The sequence below is a fragment of the Acetohalobium arabaticum DSM 5501 genome (genome assembly GCF_000144695.1).
GTDB classification, from domain to species: Bacteria; Bacillota; Halanaerobiia; order Halobacteroidales; family Acetohalobiaceae; genus Acetohalobium; species Acetohalobium arabaticum.
Genome location: NC_014378.1, coordinates 624,939 through 641,987, shown reverse-complemented (window position 1 = coordinate 641,987; position 17,049 = coordinate 624,939). Strand labels below are relative to the sequence as shown.

Annotated in this window: 16 protein-coding genes, 1 tRNA gene and 1 pseudogene; 5 read left to right on the top strand and 13 right to left on the bottom strand. The window is 33.3% G+C overall.

Annotated features, from left to right (window positions below; translation table 11 throughout):
* The first annotated feature begins 38 nt into the window (after nt 1-38).
* On the top strand, nt 39-758 hold the full coding sequence (locus acear_RS03190; protein ID WP_013277580.1) for a hypothetical protein: 720 nt from the start codon (nt 39-41) through the stop codon (nt 756-758).
* A 398-nt stretch (nt 759-1,156) separates the two neighbouring features.
* On the opposite strand, the pseudogene acear_RS03185 reads toward acear_RS03190, so the two are convergent.
* The 4 genes and pseudogenes from acear_RS03185 to acear_RS03170 form a co-directional block, all read right to left on the bottom strand.
* Nucleotides 1,157-2,316: pseudogene (locus acear_RS03185) on the bottom strand (IS3 family transposase).
* A gap of 429 nt (nt 2,317-2,745) precedes the next feature.
* Nucleotides 2,746-3,177, bottom strand: coding sequence for a hypothetical protein (locus tag acear_RS03175; RefSeq protein WP_013277579.1), 432 nt, complete (start codon nt 3,175-3,177; stop codon nt 2,746-2,748).
* Between the two features lie 67 nt (nt 3,178-3,244).
* Nucleotides 3,245-3,364 (bottom strand): cyclic lactone autoinducer peptide, encoded by a 120-nt coding sequence (locus acear_RS12290; protein WP_013277578.1) that lies wholly within the window; start codon nt 3,362-3,364, stop codon nt 3,245-3,247.
* A gap of 55 nt (nt 3,365-3,419) precedes the next feature.
* On the bottom strand, nt 3,420-4,031 hold the full coding sequence (locus tag acear_RS03170) for an accessory gene regulator ArgB-like protein (RefSeq protein WP_013277577.1): 612 nt from the start codon (nt 4,029-4,031) through the stop codon (nt 3,420-3,422).
* 279 nt (nt 4,032-4,310) lie between these two features.
* Between acear_RS03170 and acear_RS03165 the strand changes: the two genes are divergently transcribed.
* The 3 genes from acear_RS03165 (at nt 4,311) to acear_RS03155 (ending at nt 6,255) form a co-directional block, all read left to right on the top strand.
* The gene (locus tag acear_RS03165; RefSeq protein ID WP_013277576.1) at nt 4,311-4,850 is read left to right on the top strand and encodes a hypothetical protein; all 540 of its coding nucleotides are present in this window, start codon (nt 4,311-4,313) and stop codon (nt 4,848-4,850) included.
* A 62-nt stretch (nt 4,851-4,912) separates the two neighbouring features.
* Nucleotides 4,913-5,413 (top strand): hypothetical protein, encoded by a 501-nt coding sequence (locus acear_RS03160; RefSeq protein WP_013277575.1) that lies wholly within the window; start codon nt 4,913-4,915, stop codon nt 5,411-5,413.
* Nucleotides 5,410-6,255, top strand: coding sequence for a sensor histidine kinase (locus acear_RS03155; protein WP_013277574.1), 846 nt, complete (start codon nt 5,410-5,412; stop codon nt 6,253-6,255). Before acear_RS03160 ends, acear_RS03155 begins: the two co-directional genes overlap by 4 nt.
* A 5-nt stretch (nt 6,256-6,260) precedes the next feature.
* Here the strand turns inward: acear_RS03155 and acear_RS03150 are convergent, their stop codons facing one another.
* The 9 genes from acear_RS03150 to nadD all read right to left on the bottom strand — a co-directional run bounded on the left by acear_RS03150 (nt 6,261) and on the right by nadD (nt 16,026).
* Nucleotides 6,261-7,193: a tyrosine-type recombinase/integrase gene (locus tag acear_RS03150; RefSeq protein WP_013277573.1), complete on the bottom strand. Its 933-nt coding sequence runs from the start codon at nt 7,191-7,193 to the stop codon at nt 6,261-6,263.
* Between the two features lie 64 nt (nt 7,194-7,257).
* Nucleotides 7,258-9,585 (bottom strand): DNA internalization-related competence protein ComEC/Rec2, encoded by a 2,328-nt coding sequence (locus acear_RS03145; protein WP_013277572.1) that lies wholly within the window; start codon nt 9,583-9,585, stop codon nt 7,258-7,260.
* On the bottom strand, nt 9,582-10,220 hold the full coding sequence (locus acear_RS03140) for a helix-hairpin-helix domain-containing protein (RefSeq protein WP_013277571.1): 639 nt from the start codon (nt 10,218-10,220) through the stop codon (nt 9,582-9,584). Before acear_RS03140 ends, acear_RS03145 begins: the two co-directional genes overlap by 4 nt.
* A gap of 115 nt (nt 10,221-10,335) precedes the next feature.
* Entirely contained in the window at nt 10,336-12,822 is a 2,487-nt protein-coding gene (gene leuS, locus acear_RS03135) for a leucine--tRNA ligase (RefSeq protein WP_013277570.1), read from the bottom strand.
* A gap of 138 nt (nt 12,823-12,960) precedes the next feature.
* Nucleotides 12,961-13,035, bottom strand: a tRNA-Ala gene (locus acear_RS03130).
* A 76-nt stretch (nt 13,036-13,111) separates the two neighbouring features.
* Nucleotides 13,112-13,456 (bottom strand): ribosome silencing factor, encoded by a 345-nt coding sequence (gene rsfS, locus acear_RS03125; protein ID WP_041667477.1) that lies wholly within the window; start codon nt 13,454-13,456, stop codon nt 13,112-13,114.
* Nucleotides 13,457-13,568: 112 nt separating this feature from the next.
* Nucleotides 13,569-14,819, bottom strand: coding sequence for an LCP family protein (locus acear_RS03120; RefSeq protein ID WP_013277568.1), 1,251 nt, complete (start codon nt 14,817-14,819; stop codon nt 13,569-13,571).
* 2 nt (nt 14,820-14,821) lie between these two features.
* Nucleotides 14,822-15,388 carry a bis(5'-nucleosyl)-tetraphosphatase (symmetrical) YqeK gene (gene yqeK / locus acear_RS03115; RefSeq protein WP_013277567.1) on the bottom strand — a complete coding sequence of 189 codons (567 nt, stop codon included), beginning with the start codon at nt 15,386-15,388 and terminating at the stop codon, nt 14,822-14,824.
* A gap of 11 nt (nt 15,389-15,399) precedes the next feature.
* On the bottom strand, nt 15,400-16,026 hold the full coding sequence (gene nadD, locus acear_RS03110) for a nicotinate-nucleotide adenylyltransferase (RefSeq protein WP_013277566.1): 627 nt from the start codon (nt 16,024-16,026) through the stop codon (nt 15,400-15,402).
* A 126-nt stretch (nt 16,027-16,152) separates the two neighbouring features.
* Between nadD and acear_RS03105 the strand changes: the two genes are divergently transcribed.
* The gene (locus tag acear_RS03105; RefSeq protein WP_013277565.1) at nt 16,153-17,004 is read left to right on the top strand and encodes a hypothetical protein; all 852 of its coding nucleotides are present in this window, start codon (nt 16,153-16,155) and stop codon (nt 17,002-17,004) included.
* Nucleotides 17,005-17,049 lie beyond the last annotated feature (45 nt).

Sequence of the window (17,049 nt, the reverse complement as noted above, 5' to 3'; positions counted from 1 at the left end):
TTAAATAACCAAAAATTAATTTTAAAGGAGTGACTAAAATGAAAAAAATATTTGTATTAAGTCTAGTAGCAATATTGTGTCTTTCTGTTTTTGTCGGCTGTACCCCTTCGTCTGATCAGGCTGCAGATACTACTGAGCAGTCACAGGCAGATATCTCCAAAGAAACTGGGTCAGATACAGATCAATCTGAACCAGAATCCGAAGATATAAATCAGACTCAGACTGAACCAGAGCTTGAAGAAGAAGCTCAAGCTCCAGATGAAACTGAAGATCAAACTGAACCAGAAGATACAGCTGAAAAGAAGAAAACTAACGAAGAAGAGAAAGAAGAGTTTGATCCAGCTGAATTAAGTATCGATGAGTACGTCCAGCATCTTGTTTCCTCTACCTTAGGTGATGCTACATCACAAGGAAATGAAATTCTGTTAAAATATGATTATTCTGATGAAGAATTAGTATTAAATTTGGCTGCTGATGGTAATGAAAGTTATACTGTAGATGTAATCCAAGAAAAATTATTTGCCGCCAGTAATAAACTGTTCTCCAAAGTGTTTACTGACCGTCAAGATATTGATAAATTTACTCTTGTATGGTATCTCTACTTAGTAGATAAGAAGGATGGCGAACAAGGCGGCAAAGCATGTACTATCGAAATGAGCCGCGATACTTTTGAATCTATTAATTGGGATGAAGTTACAAGAAAAGAAGTTCCTAATAAAGTTGATGATTTCTGGATTCATCCTGCTTTAACTGAATAGTAAGTAATTAAGCTGCTTTTTCTCTTAGTAGAAAAAGCAGCTTTTTTATTTGAACTATATTGATATATTGTTGCAGTTTAGAGTTGATATCTTGCAAACGCTCCGAAAATCAGCCCTAATCAATTAGCAATAAATTAACCCTAGAGCTACTATTTAAAGATTACGCTTTATATGTTAACTATTCTCTCTTACGGGGCTGCTTTAAAGTCGCTTGTTGCAAGATATCAACTAATTGTGCAAAATTATCGGAGGAAGCGTTTAAAACCAGATCAATGAAATTTCTGTTCTGTAATACCGCAAATAGTCAATATGTGCTTACAGCAACTTTCATTGGTGATAACCATAGCGATATATCTATTACAAATAGTTGAGGTTCCCCCATTAAATTAGACACTATATTAAGCCATTTTTCTCTCTTTCTCGTAGTCTTTCGGACTCATGTAATCTAAATATGAATGTAGCCTAACTTTATTATAGTAACTAGCAATATATTCAAATATATCTAACCTAGCTTGATTTCTGGTTAAATACTTTTTATGATAAACTAACTCAATCTTCAAAGTACCAAAGAAACTTTCAGCAACTGCATTATCCCAACAGTCACCTTTACGACTCATTGAGGATCTAATACTATGCTGTTTAAATAAATTCTGTACTTTGTGGCTTGCATACTGGCTACCTCTATCAGAGTGGAATATAAGTCCTGCTTCAGGGTTGCGGCGACTTATAGCCATCTTAGTTGCTGACATTATTAAATCTGTATTTATTCTTTTACTCATAGAATAGCCAACTACTTTTCTTGAATAGAGATCAATTACAACTGCCAGGTAAAGCCAACCCTTTTTAGTTGATATATAAGTAATATCAGAGACCCAGACTTTATCTGGTTTATCTATATCAAAATCCCTTTTTAGGAGATTTTCTTTTAAAGGTAAGTCATGATTTGAATTGGTAGTTCTTTTAAACTTTCTTTTTTGAATTGCTTTTAAACCCATTATCCGCATTAACCTAGCAACTCTTTTAATGTTCACTGTATAACCCTCTTTTCGCAGCACTCTATGAATTCTAGGGCTACCATATGTTCCATTATGCTGCCAGTAAATTTCAGCTATTTTAAGTTTTAATTTTTTATTTATTTTTCTCTTTGAGATGGTTTTCTATTTAACCATTTATAATATCCAGAGCGGGACACCTCTAAAACCTGACACATCTTCACCACAGTAAATTGATCACTGTGGTCCCTGATAAAACCGTAAATTACTTCGCTTCGTTCGAGAAGATGCTTACGGCCTTTTTAAAATATCACGCTCTGTTTTAGCATCTTTTAATTCTTTTTTAGTCTTTGAATTTCTTTTTGTTCAGGAGTTAGTTTCTGTTTGCCATGGCCTGGAAAAGCAAGATCACCTTTATCTTTGTACTCTCTACGCCATCTAATTAAAGTACCATAAGGTATGTCAAGATTTTCAGATACATTTTTAACTGTTTTATCTGATCTATTTGATAGTTCAACAGCATCTTTTTTGAATTCTTCTGTATATGTTCTTCGTTTTTCTCCCAATTGTAGCACCTCCGTTACTTCTATTATATCGCTTAACTGGGTGTCTAACAAATTGGGGGAGGGTCATAGTCAACATTTCTCTGGAGCGACTCTTAAAAAGAACTTGGAGCCATGGAGGTTGTAGAATAATTTCTTTTTGTTCTTAGTCCTTTAGATTTGCTCAATACTACCATATTTAGCTCTAAAGGTTACTCCCATAGCCAGCCATTGGTTTGTATGCTGGCTATGGCGGAAAGTTCTTTTTTGAGAGTGAGTGAGACAGGATGTCGAACGAACGGCAAGCGTAAGAGATTTGTTGACTATAATCTGCAATGTCATGAATAAAATCATATTAGCTGTAAATGGAAAGTGACACAATATATCAATATAGTTGTAATTCCATCTGCAATTTATCAAAACTCAACTTAAATTCAACACTATCACTGCCTGTTAATTATTGATTCTGATAATATTTGTTAGCCCTGAAAGATACCATTGATTGTCAATCTTTAATAATTCAAATGATGCATCCATATCATTATATTCAATAACAGAATTATCATTCTTATTCTTTATCTTAGCTTGCAAAGTAGCATTATAAATAGCAAACTCTTTCATTAAATAAGTAACAGCATCTCTAGTCCTAGTCTGCAAATATTTCCGTTTCTTCCATAACAAGCGAACATGTTCAATATATTCAGTATGAGTATACTGGATATCCTCTTGATGAATCAATTTAGTGTTCTTGTAGGCTATCTCTTTATCTCTAAAATTATAAGGATTTACTATAGACTTTAAATTTGCTTCATCTTTCTGTATCAAAGATTTACACCAGATATTCACCGTCTGAGCTATTTTATCTAAATCATTCTCTTTTCCCATGAAATCCCTCCTAAAATGAAAATAGCTAGGTAGAATAAGAATCCTACCTAGCTATTTAATAAGTAATTTACTTATCTTCTTTCTTTACAGCCTGTGGTACTTCTGGTTGGTAATAAGCAATACCACTTACTGATGCTACATTAGCCTTTGTTGCCTTTTTTAATAACTTAGCAATTGCTTCCTTCATTTTCTCACCTCCTTTTCATAAATAATTAGAACTCCATTTAAAAATCATTTATCTTTCAAATATTATCATTTCTACCAAGTAGTTTATAAGCTATAGGTGTTAGTGTAAATAGCTGCCATGAAATACCTAACAATCCTGCCAGCACAAAATAATTATAGTCTGTTCTTAAATTGATAATATAATAGATCAATAATAAACTACTTAAAACAATGAAAGAATAAATCTTAAATCTTGCCCGTTTTTCTTGACTAGTAATCGGCTTTTCTTTAATCTCTGCCGGTGCATAAAGATAGATAATCAATGAACCTGTTATTAAAAGAAGACACACTAATATATTTATATTTTTGATTTGGCTTCCAAAGTTACTCACAATCAATCCCAATGTAGTAAAGACAATAGTTCCAGATAGAGCACAATTTCTAAATCTAGAGGCATGAACTCCACCTGAAAAGATTCTTAACAGTGAAGAAGTAGCTACTGCTGTTAAAGCTAAAACTGTAACATTAAATAGTGAAGAAACAAATATTAACAATAAATAAGTACCTAAAGTTGATAATAGAATTGTTGCTCCATAGCTTAAGACTTCCTTTTCTTCCATAGATAAATCTTTAAATAAACCAAGAACTAATTTTTCACTTAATAATTCAATTCCCTTTTTATCACTCATTTTATCCTCCTTTCTTTAAACAAAAAACTTTACATGAAAATATTTTTTCACGAAAATAAGGGTCAATTTTTAAAACTAATTTATTATTTTTGGTATTTCATTCTAAAAAAAGGAGGAATTCAGATAAAAATATATAATAATTTATAAGTGGGAGGAAAAATATAATAGATTCAATATTTAAATCTACTTACATATAAAAACATAAAAAAATATTTCTAAGTAATGTAACATAGCTTCATACCATTTTTTACATTCTCCCCCCTAACTAAGGAGGTACAAATGAACTTATCTACTATTCAAATCTTATTACATATTGTTCCTGAAAGTTTCCTGCTAATTTATGTAAGCTTAGGATTAATTAATATTAAAATCAAACTTCAACAGCATATAAAAATTACAATTATTTATACTTGCTGTTTAATATTATTAAGAGACATTCTTAATTTATATGGCCTTCACATAATATTTTTATTCTTATCTTTAACTTTATTATTTAGAATTTTTATTGAAATTAGCTGGAATTTAGCAATAATAGCTTCTCTATTAGGATTTATTATTCTATTATTAAGTGAACTGGTACTGTTTCCATTAGTTTTTCAGTATCTTAATACTAATATTAAAACTTTTATTAATAATGATTTAATTTTATTTTCAATTATTTTTTATTTAACTAAACTTCCATCATTAATCATGAGTTTAATGATTTATTTTTTTGATTTCCATCTTTTAAATTCTGAATACTTAAATGATATTTTTGATTTCCATCTTTTAAATTCTGAATACTTAAATGATATTTTTAATTTTACTAATGCTAATTAATTATTACTTTTATCTCAAATCTCCTTAAAATGATGTCTTTTTATCTGAACAGGAGGTTAAAAATGGAACTATCAATCAGTCAAATTTTATTTTTTGTTCTACCCGAAAGTTTATTAATGAATTATGTAGGTTTAGGATTAATTAATATTAAAATTCCAATCAAAAAACATATTAAGATTTCACTTAGCTGTATTTGTAGTTTGGTTATATTGAGAAATATACTTAAGTTATATGGTATTCATATAATAATTTTATATTTTATTTTAACCTTATCATTCAAAAAATTTATTGAAATTACCTGGAGTTCGGCAATAATTGCTTCTCTATTAGGATACATTCTCCTATTATTGGGTGAAACATTAGTTTTTCCATTAATTTTTCAATATTTTAATACTAACATTCAAGAGCTTATCAATAATAAATTGATTTTAAATTGGATTGCCTTCTATTTAACCAAACTTCCATTATTAATTACTGGATTTATGATTTATTTTTATGACTTTAGCTTCTTTGATCTTGAATCTCTACATAAAATCTATAATTCTACTGGTGATAAACAATGAAATGGAAAAGTAATTTAAGAATAAAATATATAATAATCATTCTATTAACTCAGTCATTCCTATTATTAATATTTAATATTAAAAGCCATATTACTTCTTTTAAATTACCATCCGTATTATTAAATATCATTCTATTTATCAGTATCTGCTTATCATTTCTATCAATTATTATGATTAAAGAAGCAATTAAACTGATCAACCATGAAATGAAATTCAAACTACAAAAAGTTAAATTAGAAGAAAAAGAAAAATTAATCGAAAGCTTAAGAAGCCAGAAGCATGACTTTGCCAATCATCTCCAGACACTTTACGGTATGGTACAGCTCGGTAAGAATAAAAAAGCCCAGAAGTATATTAAATCCTTAAGCAAAGACCTGGCTAATCTCAAGTATGAGCAAACCGAAGTTACTAATACCATTTTAGACTCAATCCTAGTTCCTAAAAAAGAAAAAGCAGCTAATGAAAGCCTTAAATTTAATTATCAAATTGATGAAGGTATTGAAAATATAAAACTACCCCTTAATAAAATATTTCGCATAGTATCCAATTTAGTTGATAATGCAATAGATGCTACTAAAGACTTCAATGAAGAATGTAGAATTGAAATTAAAGGAAGAAATGGAAGTGAGGAATACATCTTAAATGTCTTCAATACAGGTCCGATAATCGAAGATAAACTGGTAGGAGAAATACTTGAGGCCGGCTTTTCATCGAAAGGAGCCAAACGAGGTTATGGGCTGCATATTGTTAAAGAACTCGTAAAAGAAGCCGGCGGGAGATTGGAAATAGAAAGTAAACCGGATTATGGAACTGAATTTATATGTTACTTTCCTAAAGACTAGGTTTCCTATTTATAGGAGACCTTATTTACAATCTTATTAAGACGTTTTTGGTCATTATGTAAGTACCTCTGCAGACTAGCAAGATTCTTATGGCCAGAGATCTGTTTGATTTCTGCCAGCGAGGCTCCATTCTGGCATAGATGGCTTAAGAAAGTATGTCTACACTTATGAACTGTCACTTCATCTGGCAGCCCTGCTTCTTCAACCCAACGTTTGAAGTGATACTGCAGAGTCCTTTTATTCAAACGATTCCCTCTTTCGCTTAAAAATAACGGATTTCCCTCTATCAAAACTTGCTGCCGCTTCTGTAGATAGTCCTTAATATACGGCATTAATTCCTTATTAATCCCTATCATCCGCGACTTACCGCCTTTGCCCTTTACTATCCGGAGAATCCTACTTTCCAGATCAATATCAGATAGATTCAGATTAATACATTCACTAACCCGGATTCCGGTATATAATAATACAGCTAGAATAGATTTATCTCTAATAATATTCCTTGATATCTCATCAATAGCTACAAATAGTTGATTAATCTCTTTCTGTTTTAAATAAATTTCTGTTGTCGGTTCCTTTTTAGGCAGTGAAAGGTCAGATGCTATATTATCAGTTAACTTTCTAACTTTACATAAATAATTCCAGAAAGACTTAAGAGACGCTATCTTACGGCAGCGTGTTGTATTAGAATAATCCAATTCTTGGGCTAAATACACTACAAACTTTCTTAATTCTTCCAAGGTTACATTTTCCAATTCAATCCTTTTTAATTTAATCTTTAAATCTTCTTTATTCTCTCCCTGTATTATTTCACCGCCATCATACCATCTTAAAAAGAGAAGAATATCATATTCATAGGCTTTAATAGTAGAATCAGCATAACCCTTTTCTACTTCAATCCACTGTAAAAAATCCTCCATTAAATTTATTAGTTTCATTCTATCTCCTCCCACCTTTACACCTACTTCATATATTTTGATCTACAGACTAATTATTCCTTCTTTACCTCTGTTGTAGCCAATATTTTTCACCATCACTTTCGATAATAACTGCTCCCTCTTCTTTTGTTTCAAATACTTCTGCTTCTATACTTTCTAATCTATTAATCACACCTGCATCAGGTAGATTATATCTATTCCATCTGCCCACTGAAATTACAGATAGCTTAGGCTTAACCTGCTGTAAAAAGTCTAATTTACTGGAGGAATCACTACCGTGGTGACCTACTTTTAAGACTTCGCTATCCACAGGAACCTTCTTTTGTAATAGATACTCCTCTACTTTCTTTTCTGCATCACCAGTAAATAATATCTGGAAATCATTATAACTTAATCTTGTAATCAAAGAATTATTATTAGGATCAGATATACTACCTGGATAATGATAAAAATTAAATTTCACCTTTCCTAAATCATACTTTCCTCCCCCTTTTATCTCTCTATAATCAATCCCTTTTTTCTTTAGCATCTGAAAGAAGCTACTAACTATTTCATTCTGTACTGCTGGTTCTGGAACCAATACTCTATCCACCTCAAACTCCTTGATTACTCTAAATAACCCTTTGTAATGATCACTATGAAAATGTGAAAGAATAATTAATTCCAACTGAGAGACCCCATTCTGGTATAAAAAATCAGCTACTAAATCCTTATCAGGCCCACCATCAATCAAGACTTTCTTCCCTGACGGTAAGGATAATAGAGAAGCACTTCCCTGACCAACATCTAAAAATACTGCTTCTAATCCATCATCAAGAATATAACTGAACTCTGACACTAAAATACAGAGTAGAATAATTAATAAACCAAGGATAATCTTCTCTCTTTTCCGCTGAAAATTAGGAATAATTTCTTCAGCTAAGAGATCCCGGGATTGAAAAAATAAAAAATAATAGATACCAATTACTAAAAGATTAGGCCTAGGCAGCTTAAATGTTAGAAAATCAAACTTCATTAAGTAACCAACTAACTCTAACAAAAAAGTAGATAATAAATAACTAATATTATTCAGTAACTGGGCAAAGATCAAATGTAGATTTCCAACTAATAAGGAGATAAACCCCAAGAAAATAATCAGACTTACTACCGGCATTACTAAGATATTTCCTATTATCGGCCCAAAAGATATCCGATTAAAGTGATAAACCAGAATTGGAAAGGCACCCAGCTGAGCTGCTATTGAAGCTGCTAACACTCTTGCTACAAAGCTAGGTAAGAAGAACAGACGCCTCTGCAGTACAGGAGTTAAATAAATAATACTATACACAACCATAAAAGACAGCTGAAAACTAGGCCGTAACAGATAATACGGATTATAAATTAATATAATCACAGCAACCAGTGATAAAATATTATAGATATTTACTTTACGATTAAACCATCTTCCTATGATATAAAGAATCACTACTGTTCCTGCTCTAACTACTGAAGCCTGTCCATAAGTAATAATTATATAGCCTATAATTAAGAATATCGCCATCAAATCAGCCAACTTAACCGGCAGCTTCAAACCGCGGCAGATACTATTTAGAATCAAAACTAACAGTCCAATATGAAATCCAGAAATTACCAACAAATGATTTAGCCCTACCTGTTCAAATTTATTCATAATTTCATTCGGAAGTAATTCTTTTTCTCCCAATAATAATCCTCTTAATAAAAGATTATAAGGCTCATCTACTGTTTTATCCAGTATCTTACCAGCATGCGACTTAAACTGTAAACTTAATTTTATTAATGGATTTCCTTTATTACCGATTAATCTAATCCTATCTACTTTCCTATCCGATAATAGACTGTAGACTCCCTGCTGCTTTAGATAATCACGATAAGAAAATCCTCCTGGATTCCGATTGGTCATCGGCAGCCGTAGTCGGCCAGTAACTTCTAAGACATCACCATAATTATATCCTTCATCTTTAAGCTTTAATAATACCTTGCCGTGCTTTAATCTATCCTCTTTACCTTCCTGGATAACCATTTCCGGCTCTAAAATATACTTCGTTTCCTTCTTGGCTTTAGATTTTTCAACTACCCTCCCTTTAACTTTTATATATTCACCAGCATAATCGGTAACTACTTTAGAATTTTGGTATTGATACTCCAAATTCTGAACTAGAGTTAAGCCTGCCAGCAGAATAAAGATCAAAATTAATACTTTACTTAACTCCAACTCATAATACCAACAAATAATTATACCGATTATTAAACCTATTTGACTGATTATCAAAATCAATAATGAAATATCAAGCATAAATCCTAAACCTATTCCTGCTGCCAGTGAAAATAATATAATCAAAAAAGGAGCTTTAAATTCTTTCCCTAAGCTCATCGGACTGTCAATCGTTCCTTATTCTCTTGAAAAATCTTTTCACCAATTCGTGATACTTCCTTTAATTCCGATATCTTATTGAAACCGCCGTGTTGATTGCGATACTCAATAATTCTATCAGATAAAGCAGGCCCAATTCGATATAACTGCTGTAATTCATTCTTAGTTGCAGTATTTAAATTAATTTTATCTTGTTCAGTTTTCTTTTGGTTATCTCCTTGAATTGCTGTCTTTTTCTCTGTTGTAACCTCTTTAGGAACAATTATCTTCTCCCCGTCCTTTAATTCTTTAACTAAATTCATCTGGTCTAAATCGGCCTTTGAAGTTATGCCACCTGCCTTATCTAATAATTGAAAGATCCTACTTCCCTCCCTTAATTTATAAACCCCAGGCTGATTGATCTCACCTCCAACTTGAACTAAAATTTCATCCAATTCTTTATCCTCCGACTGCTGCTTCTGTTCTAATTTCTCTTCTTTTGATTCTACAGATTTCTTTGCGGTATTATCTGCTACAAACGCCTTTTCTGATTTCTTATCTGTAAAATAATTGACTGCTATTATTCCGCTGCCGATTACTAAGGTAATTATAATTACCAATAAAATCATTTCTTCCCGTTTAGTAAACCTAAGCATTCATATCCCTCCCTTTTTTCTATTTTTAATCAATTAGCATAAATTTCCTGCATAAAATAAAAAAAGCTCCCTTATTGATTAAATAAGGGAGCTTTTAAACTCTATATTCTACTCTTTACTGAATCACTAAGTTAACCAGTTTCTTAGGTACTACAATTGTCTTAACTAACTCTTTATCTTCTGTTAGATAGTCTTGAACCTTATCTTGAGCTAAAACTAATTCCTTTAACTCCTCTTCTTCAATATTAGGAGCTACTTCAACTCGATCCCTTACATTACCATTAATCTGAACAACAATCGTAATCTCATCCTTCTTTAATGCTTCTTCTTTATATTCAGGCCATTCCTGACAATGAACACTTTCCGACTGGCCTAATTTAGACCATAATTCTTCAGTTATATGAGGGGCAAACGGAGATAAGAGTAATATAGCTGTCTTAACAGCTAAAGCTATTAACTCAATATTTTCTTCAGCTGCCTGATCTCGATATTGATAAAGACTATTTATTAACTCCATAATCGAACTAATAGCAGTATTGAACTGCTTTCTATTATCTAAATCCTCAGTTACATCCTTAATAGCTAGATGTACACTGCGGTAAAGCTCTTTTTCTGATTTATCTAGATTATCTATCTGAAGATTATCTAAATCTATCTCCTTAATCTGATCAGTATATTCAGCAGTAACCCTCCAGACTCGATCTAAAAATCTGGATGCACCCTTAACACCTTCATCATCCCATTCCAGATCCTTCTGGGGAGGTGCAGCAAAGAGCATAAATAATCTTGCAGTATCAGCACCGTAATTATCGATAATCTCCAATGGATCTACTACATTGCCTTTAGATTTAGACATTTTAGCACCATCTTTAAGTACCATTCCCTGGGCCAAAAGCCGCTCAAAAGGCTCTTTAGCATCAGCTATACCCAAGTCGCTAATAAACTTCATAAAGAACCGCGCATATAAAAGATGTAAAATAGCATGTTCAATACCGCCGACATACTGGTCAACATTCATCCAGTAATTTGCCTTCTTGGAATCAAAAATTTCTTCTTCATTTCCCGAATCAGTATATCTTAAAAAGTACCAGGAGGAATCAACAAAGGTATCCATAGTATCTGTCTCTCTTTGGGCCGCCTTACCACACTCGGGGCAGGTAGTATTCACAAACTCATCTACCTGAGCTAACGGCGACTGGCCATGTCCTGTAATCTCTACATCCGTCGGCAGTTCAACCGGCAGCTCTTCTTCTGGTACTGGAACAGCTCCACATTCATCACAATAAATGATTGGAATCGGTGTACCCCAATATCTCTGCCGGGAGACTAGCCAGTCTCGCAGCCGATAATTAATCTCTTTATTACCAATATTATTCTCTTCCATATAATCTGCTATCTTATCAAAGGCTTCATCAGTATCGAGACCATTTAACATTCCGGAATTAACAATCACACCATCATCAGTATAGGCTTCCTCTAGTGTATCGCCGCTCATTTCTTCATCTTCTGGCTGCACAACTACTCTAATATCCAGGTCATACTTTTTGGCAAAATCAAAGTCTCGCTGATCATGGGCCGGCACTGCCATAATAGCTCCCGTTCCATAACTCATTAAGACATAATTAGCAACTAAAATAGGAATCCTTTCCTCGGTCATTGGATTTACAGCATAACCGCCAGTAAAGACTCCTCTCTTCTCAGATTCTTGAGAAGTCCTCTCTTCATCATCCTTTTCCTTCATCTCTGATACAAAGTCCATAACCTCTTCTTCCTGCTCAGTTCCGCTAGTTAATTCTTCTACTAAGGGATGTTCAGGTGCTAATACCATATAAGTAGCTCCATAAACTGTATCCGGACGAGTTGTAAAGACCTCTAACTCTTCATCCAGTCCATCTATAGGAAACTTAATCTCTACACCTTCACTACGTCCAATCCAGTTCTGCTGCATTGTCTTAACTCTATCAGGCCAGTCATCCAGTAACTCATGGTCCTCCAGTAATTCATCAGCATACTCAGTAATTTTAAAAAACCACTGAGCTAAATTCTTCTCCTCTACTTCTGTATCACACCGTTCACAACCTCCATTAACTACCTGTTCATTGGCTAATACAGTTTCACAGCCTGGACACCAGTTAACAGCAGACTCCTGTTTATAAGCTAAGTCTTCCTTATACAGCTGTAAAAATAACCACTGCGTCCATTTATAATAATCAGGATGACAGGTAGCTACCTCACGGTTCCAATCATAACTGAGCCCTAAACTCTTTAACTGCTTCTTCATATTAGCAATATTATCCCAAGTCCAACTGTTAGGATGAATATCCCGTTCGATAGCTGCATTCTCTGCAGGTAGTCCGAAGGAATCCCAGCCCATCGGATGTAATACATTATAGCCCTGCATCCGTTTAAATCTGGCAATTACGTCTCCAATAGAATAAACCCTAACATGTCCCATATGTAGATTACCAGATGGATAAGGAAACATCTCCAGTGTATAATGCTTCGGCTTGTCCGGATCTAATTCAGTCTCAAATAATTGCTCCTCTTCCCAATATTGCTGCCATTTTTCTTCGATATTCGTGAAATCATAACTATCTCCCATCTGTTTTCCTCCTCTTAACTTCTTCTCTTAATTAGTAAATCCTCTAAATATTAAAAATCCTCATCACTAACAACTGCTCTCCAGTGCTAGGACGAGGAATTTCAGGGCAACATTTATTTATAAATGAAAAATTATTTCTGGTGGAGATAGAGGGACTTGAACCCTCGACCTCTTGTCTGCCAGACAAGCGCTCTCCCACTGAGCTATATCCCCACAAATCACTTGTTCAATTTTAGCTCGATTAGTATTATAATTTATATAATTTAATTTGTCAAGTGATTTTTTTAATTTATTGCCAGTCTACCCTTTCAGCATCGCCCCACAGCCGTTCTAACTCATAAAACTCACGCTCTTGCCGGTGAAAAATATGGACAATTATATCAGCATAATCCAACAATACCCACTTAGCATCATCCATACCTTCCTTTCTTTGTAATTCAACCTCAGGATTATCGGATAGCTTGTCTTCAATCCCTCGAGCTATAGCCTGTACCTGAATATCAGTCTTTCCACTACAGATTACAAAGTAATCGGCTATAATGGAAATTCCCTGCAGATTTAAAATAGTAATATCCAAGGCTTTCTTATCATCCGCTGTTTCAGCAATCAATTCAGCTAATTCTTCAGTTCCCATCACTACTAATTTAGCCTCCTATACTCCATCTCTATATTTAATAAAATTTCCCATTCTTCATATAAAATATTCGTTATTAAAGAAGAAAATCCTTTAAAAATAACAAATTAGCTCAACTGATATTTGAATTTTCTCCTAAGATAATCTTAATATCGACTTCTTTTTTAGTATCTACATCTTCCCACTCAATTAAACGCCCTTTCAGATAACCGGCTAATTCCTGAGCCTTATCCGAAACGTTAGGGTTAAAATAAATACAGGTTTGAACATAATTAAAGGTATCGGCATTAGCCGTCTGGACTATATTATACCCAGAACTGGATAATAAAGTCTCTAATTGGTAAGCAGCCCCCTGCTTACCATTACCATTTAAAATCGATATATTCAGTTTAGAGTTGGGTATATACTCTTTAGTATTAATTAGACTATCTACTACTCTATCTACTAACAGTTGATCAGGGATCCAATAGCTAATTCCATCAATATATTCAGGTTCCCCTGGCAATGTTGCCATCCCTACCTTATTCTGATCCAAATCTGTAATCAGTTTAATTAACTCCGGAGCTGCCTGCAGACTCTCCAACCAGGGTAAATCTGTTTCTACATTATTCCTAATATGGCTTAATAATTTAGGAGTTTTTAATAAAACTTTAGGGTTATAAACCCTTTCCAGCAGTGCTTCTAAAAATTTATGCTGTCTTTCTATTCGACCGATATCCCCTAACTTATCATGCCTAAATCTAATATACTCTAAGGCCTTCTGGCCAGATAAAGTCTGTCTACCAGCCGGAATATCGATATATAAGCCACCAGCCTGATCAATATATTTTAAATGCTTTTCTACATTAACTTTAACCCCATCTAAGGTATCGATTATTTCCCGAAAACCATTAAAGTCAGTACTTATATAGTGATCAATTGGTACTTTTAATAAGTCCTCTACTGTTTTAGTAACTAACTTAGGACCTCCATAGGCATAAGCAGCATTTAATTTATGGTATCCATCCCTTCCCGGAATCTCCACTCTGGTATCCCGCGGCAGAGAAAAAAGACCTAATTTTCTGCTTTTTAAATCAAAACTGGCAAGAATTACAACATCAGTTCTGGTTGTCCCATCATCTAAAGCATCAGATCCTAATATAAGACAGTTTATCTGTTCTCGTTCAGTATCTACAGCCGACTGTAGATCATTATCATCATTATCCAGCTGCCAACCCTTCATAAAGACACCAGCGCTAGCAATAATAATCAATAATACCAGTAAAGCAATGAGCTTATAGATAAATCGTTTTTTAGACCGTTTCTTTTCTTTCTCCTGTTTCTTTTTCAGCCGGTGCCGCTCATATTTATTATATTTTGCCACCTCTATCCATCCTTTCTAAGGAAAGCATTTCGGGTAGCTAGCGTCTGGGGATGAATCAAGTCTTCATTCCTTATATGATACTTTAAAGTTCGATCACAGGCTATTCTAATGGCTGAGTCTAAATTAACCCGGGCCTTTTTTCTTAACTCATCCAAGCCTGCACAGGTACGGTTAGGTTCTATATAATCAGCAATAAAGATAATCTTCTCTAATATTGTCATTTCTTCAGCACCCAAAGTATGGATCTTAATTGCATTTAATATCTCTTTATCTTCAATACCGAATTCTTTTTGAACTAACTTTGCTCCTATTGGTCCATGTAACAAACTGGGCACTGTACTTATTACATCATCTACTACTATACCAAACTCTTGAGCCATTTGCAACAGGTTATCATTGGATATCCCCTTAGCAGAATCATGTAATAGGCCGGCAGTTCTAGCCTTCTTAATATCAGCTCCGTATTCTTTAGCTAAATCTACAGCTACATCTCTTACTGCTAAAGAGTGCTTTAATCTCTTTTGAGAAATCATTTCTTGCAATAACCGAATCTTCTCTCTTTCTGTCATCAAACCACCTCTTACTCTTCTTTATAAAGCTTTCGCTTTTTGATATAAGCTTCTACTGTATTGGGTAATTGATACTTAATCGGCCTTCCTATCTTGACTCTATTCCGAATATCTGTAGAAGAAATAGCCAATCCCGGAATCTTTAATTGGAATATCTTTTCCTTATATTCTTCATAAATCCCTTCCTCCAGTTTGGATAAAGAATAACCCGGTCTAGTAGCAGCAATAAATTTACACTCCTGTAGTAGCTGTTCAGCCTTCTTCCAGGTAAATATCTCTAAAATAGCATCAGCTCCAGTAATAAAGTATAAATCTACGTTATCCAGCATTTCTTTAAAGGTTTGAACTGTATCTATAGTATAGGACAGACCTCCACGGTCTATTTCAAGCCGGGAAACACCAAATTTAGAATTATTCATAGTAGCCAAGATTGTCATAATATACCGGTCTTCAGCATCAGTAATCTTCTGTTCAGTCTTATGCGGAGGATTAGCTGAAGGCACAAAAACAACTTTATCAAGTTCATATTGATAAGCAGCTGCCTCAGCAGTAACTAAATGACCGTTATGAATCGGATCAAAGGTCCCTCCCATAATCCCCAATCGATCAATGTTATCTTCTATTAAATCATCTAACATCAATTTCAACCCCTATAACTATTAGTATCGCTACTATAATATGATATAATAATCTATACCATCTCTCAAGAATAATTAACAGTATTTTTGGTAAAATAATAAAAAGCTATCGAAAAGGAGGATAATATGAATATTGACAATAAATCCAGTTTTTCGATTTTCGATTCCTTATGCAGCTATTCACCAGCAAAATTAAAAGAAAATAAATTTTATTTATCAAGATTAAAACAATTAATTGATAAGAATCCCCAACAATTCTTTAACCAATTATTCTTTGATTATTACTGGCAATCTGATCAATTAGAGTTAATGACAGTAATAAAAAGATTAAGGTTAGTAGCCGACCAAATTAAACTACCTATTCTTAATTATTTAATTTATTTAGAACAACCATATAACTCCGCTTTAAATAATTTTACTCAACAGAAAGAATTATGCCAGTTTATTAGAAAAATAAGATCTACATTAAAGGATTTAGTAAAGGAAGAAATTACCCACAACCAAGCTTCACAAAAAACTCAAGCTAAAATTAAAACTGGACTCAAACATGTAAACCAATTTGATACCTATGCTGAACGTAGATTTGAAATTGCTGATAGGGGATTCAATAACAGAGAAGTAATTGAAAATATATCTAATTACTTATCTAAAGCCAAACCTCTAGCAGATTTAGCCTACTTTGATGATCTCTACTTTTGTAGAAAAAAATTAAAACCAATTCGTAATCAATTAAACCAGAGATCATTCAATAAGTTTATACAGAAGTTTATTAAAAATAAATTACTAACTACAGCTAAAAAAGAAAAAATATTAAACCATTTGCAGAATTTTATCACCCAATCATTTCTTGACCAGCAGTCAAAACGAGCCTATGCAGTTTATCTTACTTTAGGTATTTCTATCCCTTGGGAGAAGCACCACTTTATCAAACGTTTAATTCTGAATAGCCACTTAGAAACTAAAATAAAACAACTTTAACATAATAATAGCTCTATCCTGTAGATTAACACCAGAATAGAGCCA

Excerpts from the sequence above, each read along its gene's own strand:
- acear_RS03190 (WP_013277580.1), top strand. The coding sequence starts at position 39 with ATGAAAAAAATATTTGTATTAAGTCTAGTAGCAATATTGTGTCTTTCT.
- leuS (WP_013277570.1), bottom strand. The coding sequence starts at position 12,822 with ATGGGAGATAGTTATGATTTCACGAATATCGAAGAAAAATGGCAGCAA.
- acear_RS03155 (WP_013277574.1), top strand. The coding sequence starts at position 5,410 with ATGAAATGGAAAAGTAATTTAAGAATAAAATATATAATAATCATTCTA.
- acear_RS03145 (WP_013277572.1), bottom strand. The coding sequence starts at position 9,585 with ATGAGCTTAGGGAAAGAATTTAAAGCTCCTTTTTTGATTATATTATTT.
- acear_RS03105 (WP_013277565.1), top strand. The coding sequence starts at position 16,153 with ATGAATATTGACAATAAATCCAGTTTTTCGATTTTCGATTCCTTATGC.
- acear_RS03175 (WP_013277579.1), bottom strand. The coding sequence starts at position 3,177 with ATGGGAAAAGAGAATGATTTAGATAAAATAGCTCAGACGGTGAATATC.
- acear_RS12290 (WP_013277578.1), bottom strand. The coding sequence starts at position 3,364 with ATGAAGGAAGCAATTGCTAAGTTATTAAAAAAGGCAACAAAGGCTAAT.
- acear_RS03160 (WP_013277575.1), top strand. The coding sequence starts at position 4,913 with ATGGAACTATCAATCAGTCAAATTTTATTTTTTGTTCTACCCGAAAGT.
- acear_RS03140 (WP_013277571.1), bottom strand. The coding sequence starts at position 10,220 with ATGCTTAGGTTTACTAAACGGGAAGAAATGATTTTATTGGTAATTATA.
- acear_RS03150 (WP_013277573.1), bottom strand. The coding sequence starts at position 7,193 with ATGAAACTAATAAATTTAATGGAGGATTTTTTACAGTGGATTGAAGTA.
- rsfS (WP_041667477.1), bottom strand. The coding sequence starts at position 13,456 with ATGGGAACTGAAGAATTAGCTGAATTGATTGCTGAAACAGCGGATGAT.
- nadD (WP_013277566.1), bottom strand. The coding sequence starts at position 16,026 with ATGTTAGATGATTTAATAGAAGATAACATTGATCGATTGGGGATTATG.
- yqeK (WP_013277567.1), bottom strand. The coding sequence starts at position 15,388 with ATGACAGAAAGAGAGAAGATTCGGTTATTGCAAGAAATGATTTCTCAA.
- acear_RS03165 (WP_013277576.1), top strand. The coding sequence starts at position 4,311 with ATGAACTTATCTACTATTCAAATCTTATTACATATTGTTCCTGAAAGT.
- acear_RS03170 (WP_013277577.1), bottom strand. The coding sequence starts at position 4,031 with ATGAGTGATAAAAAGGGAATTGAATTATTAAGTGAAAAATTAGTTCTT.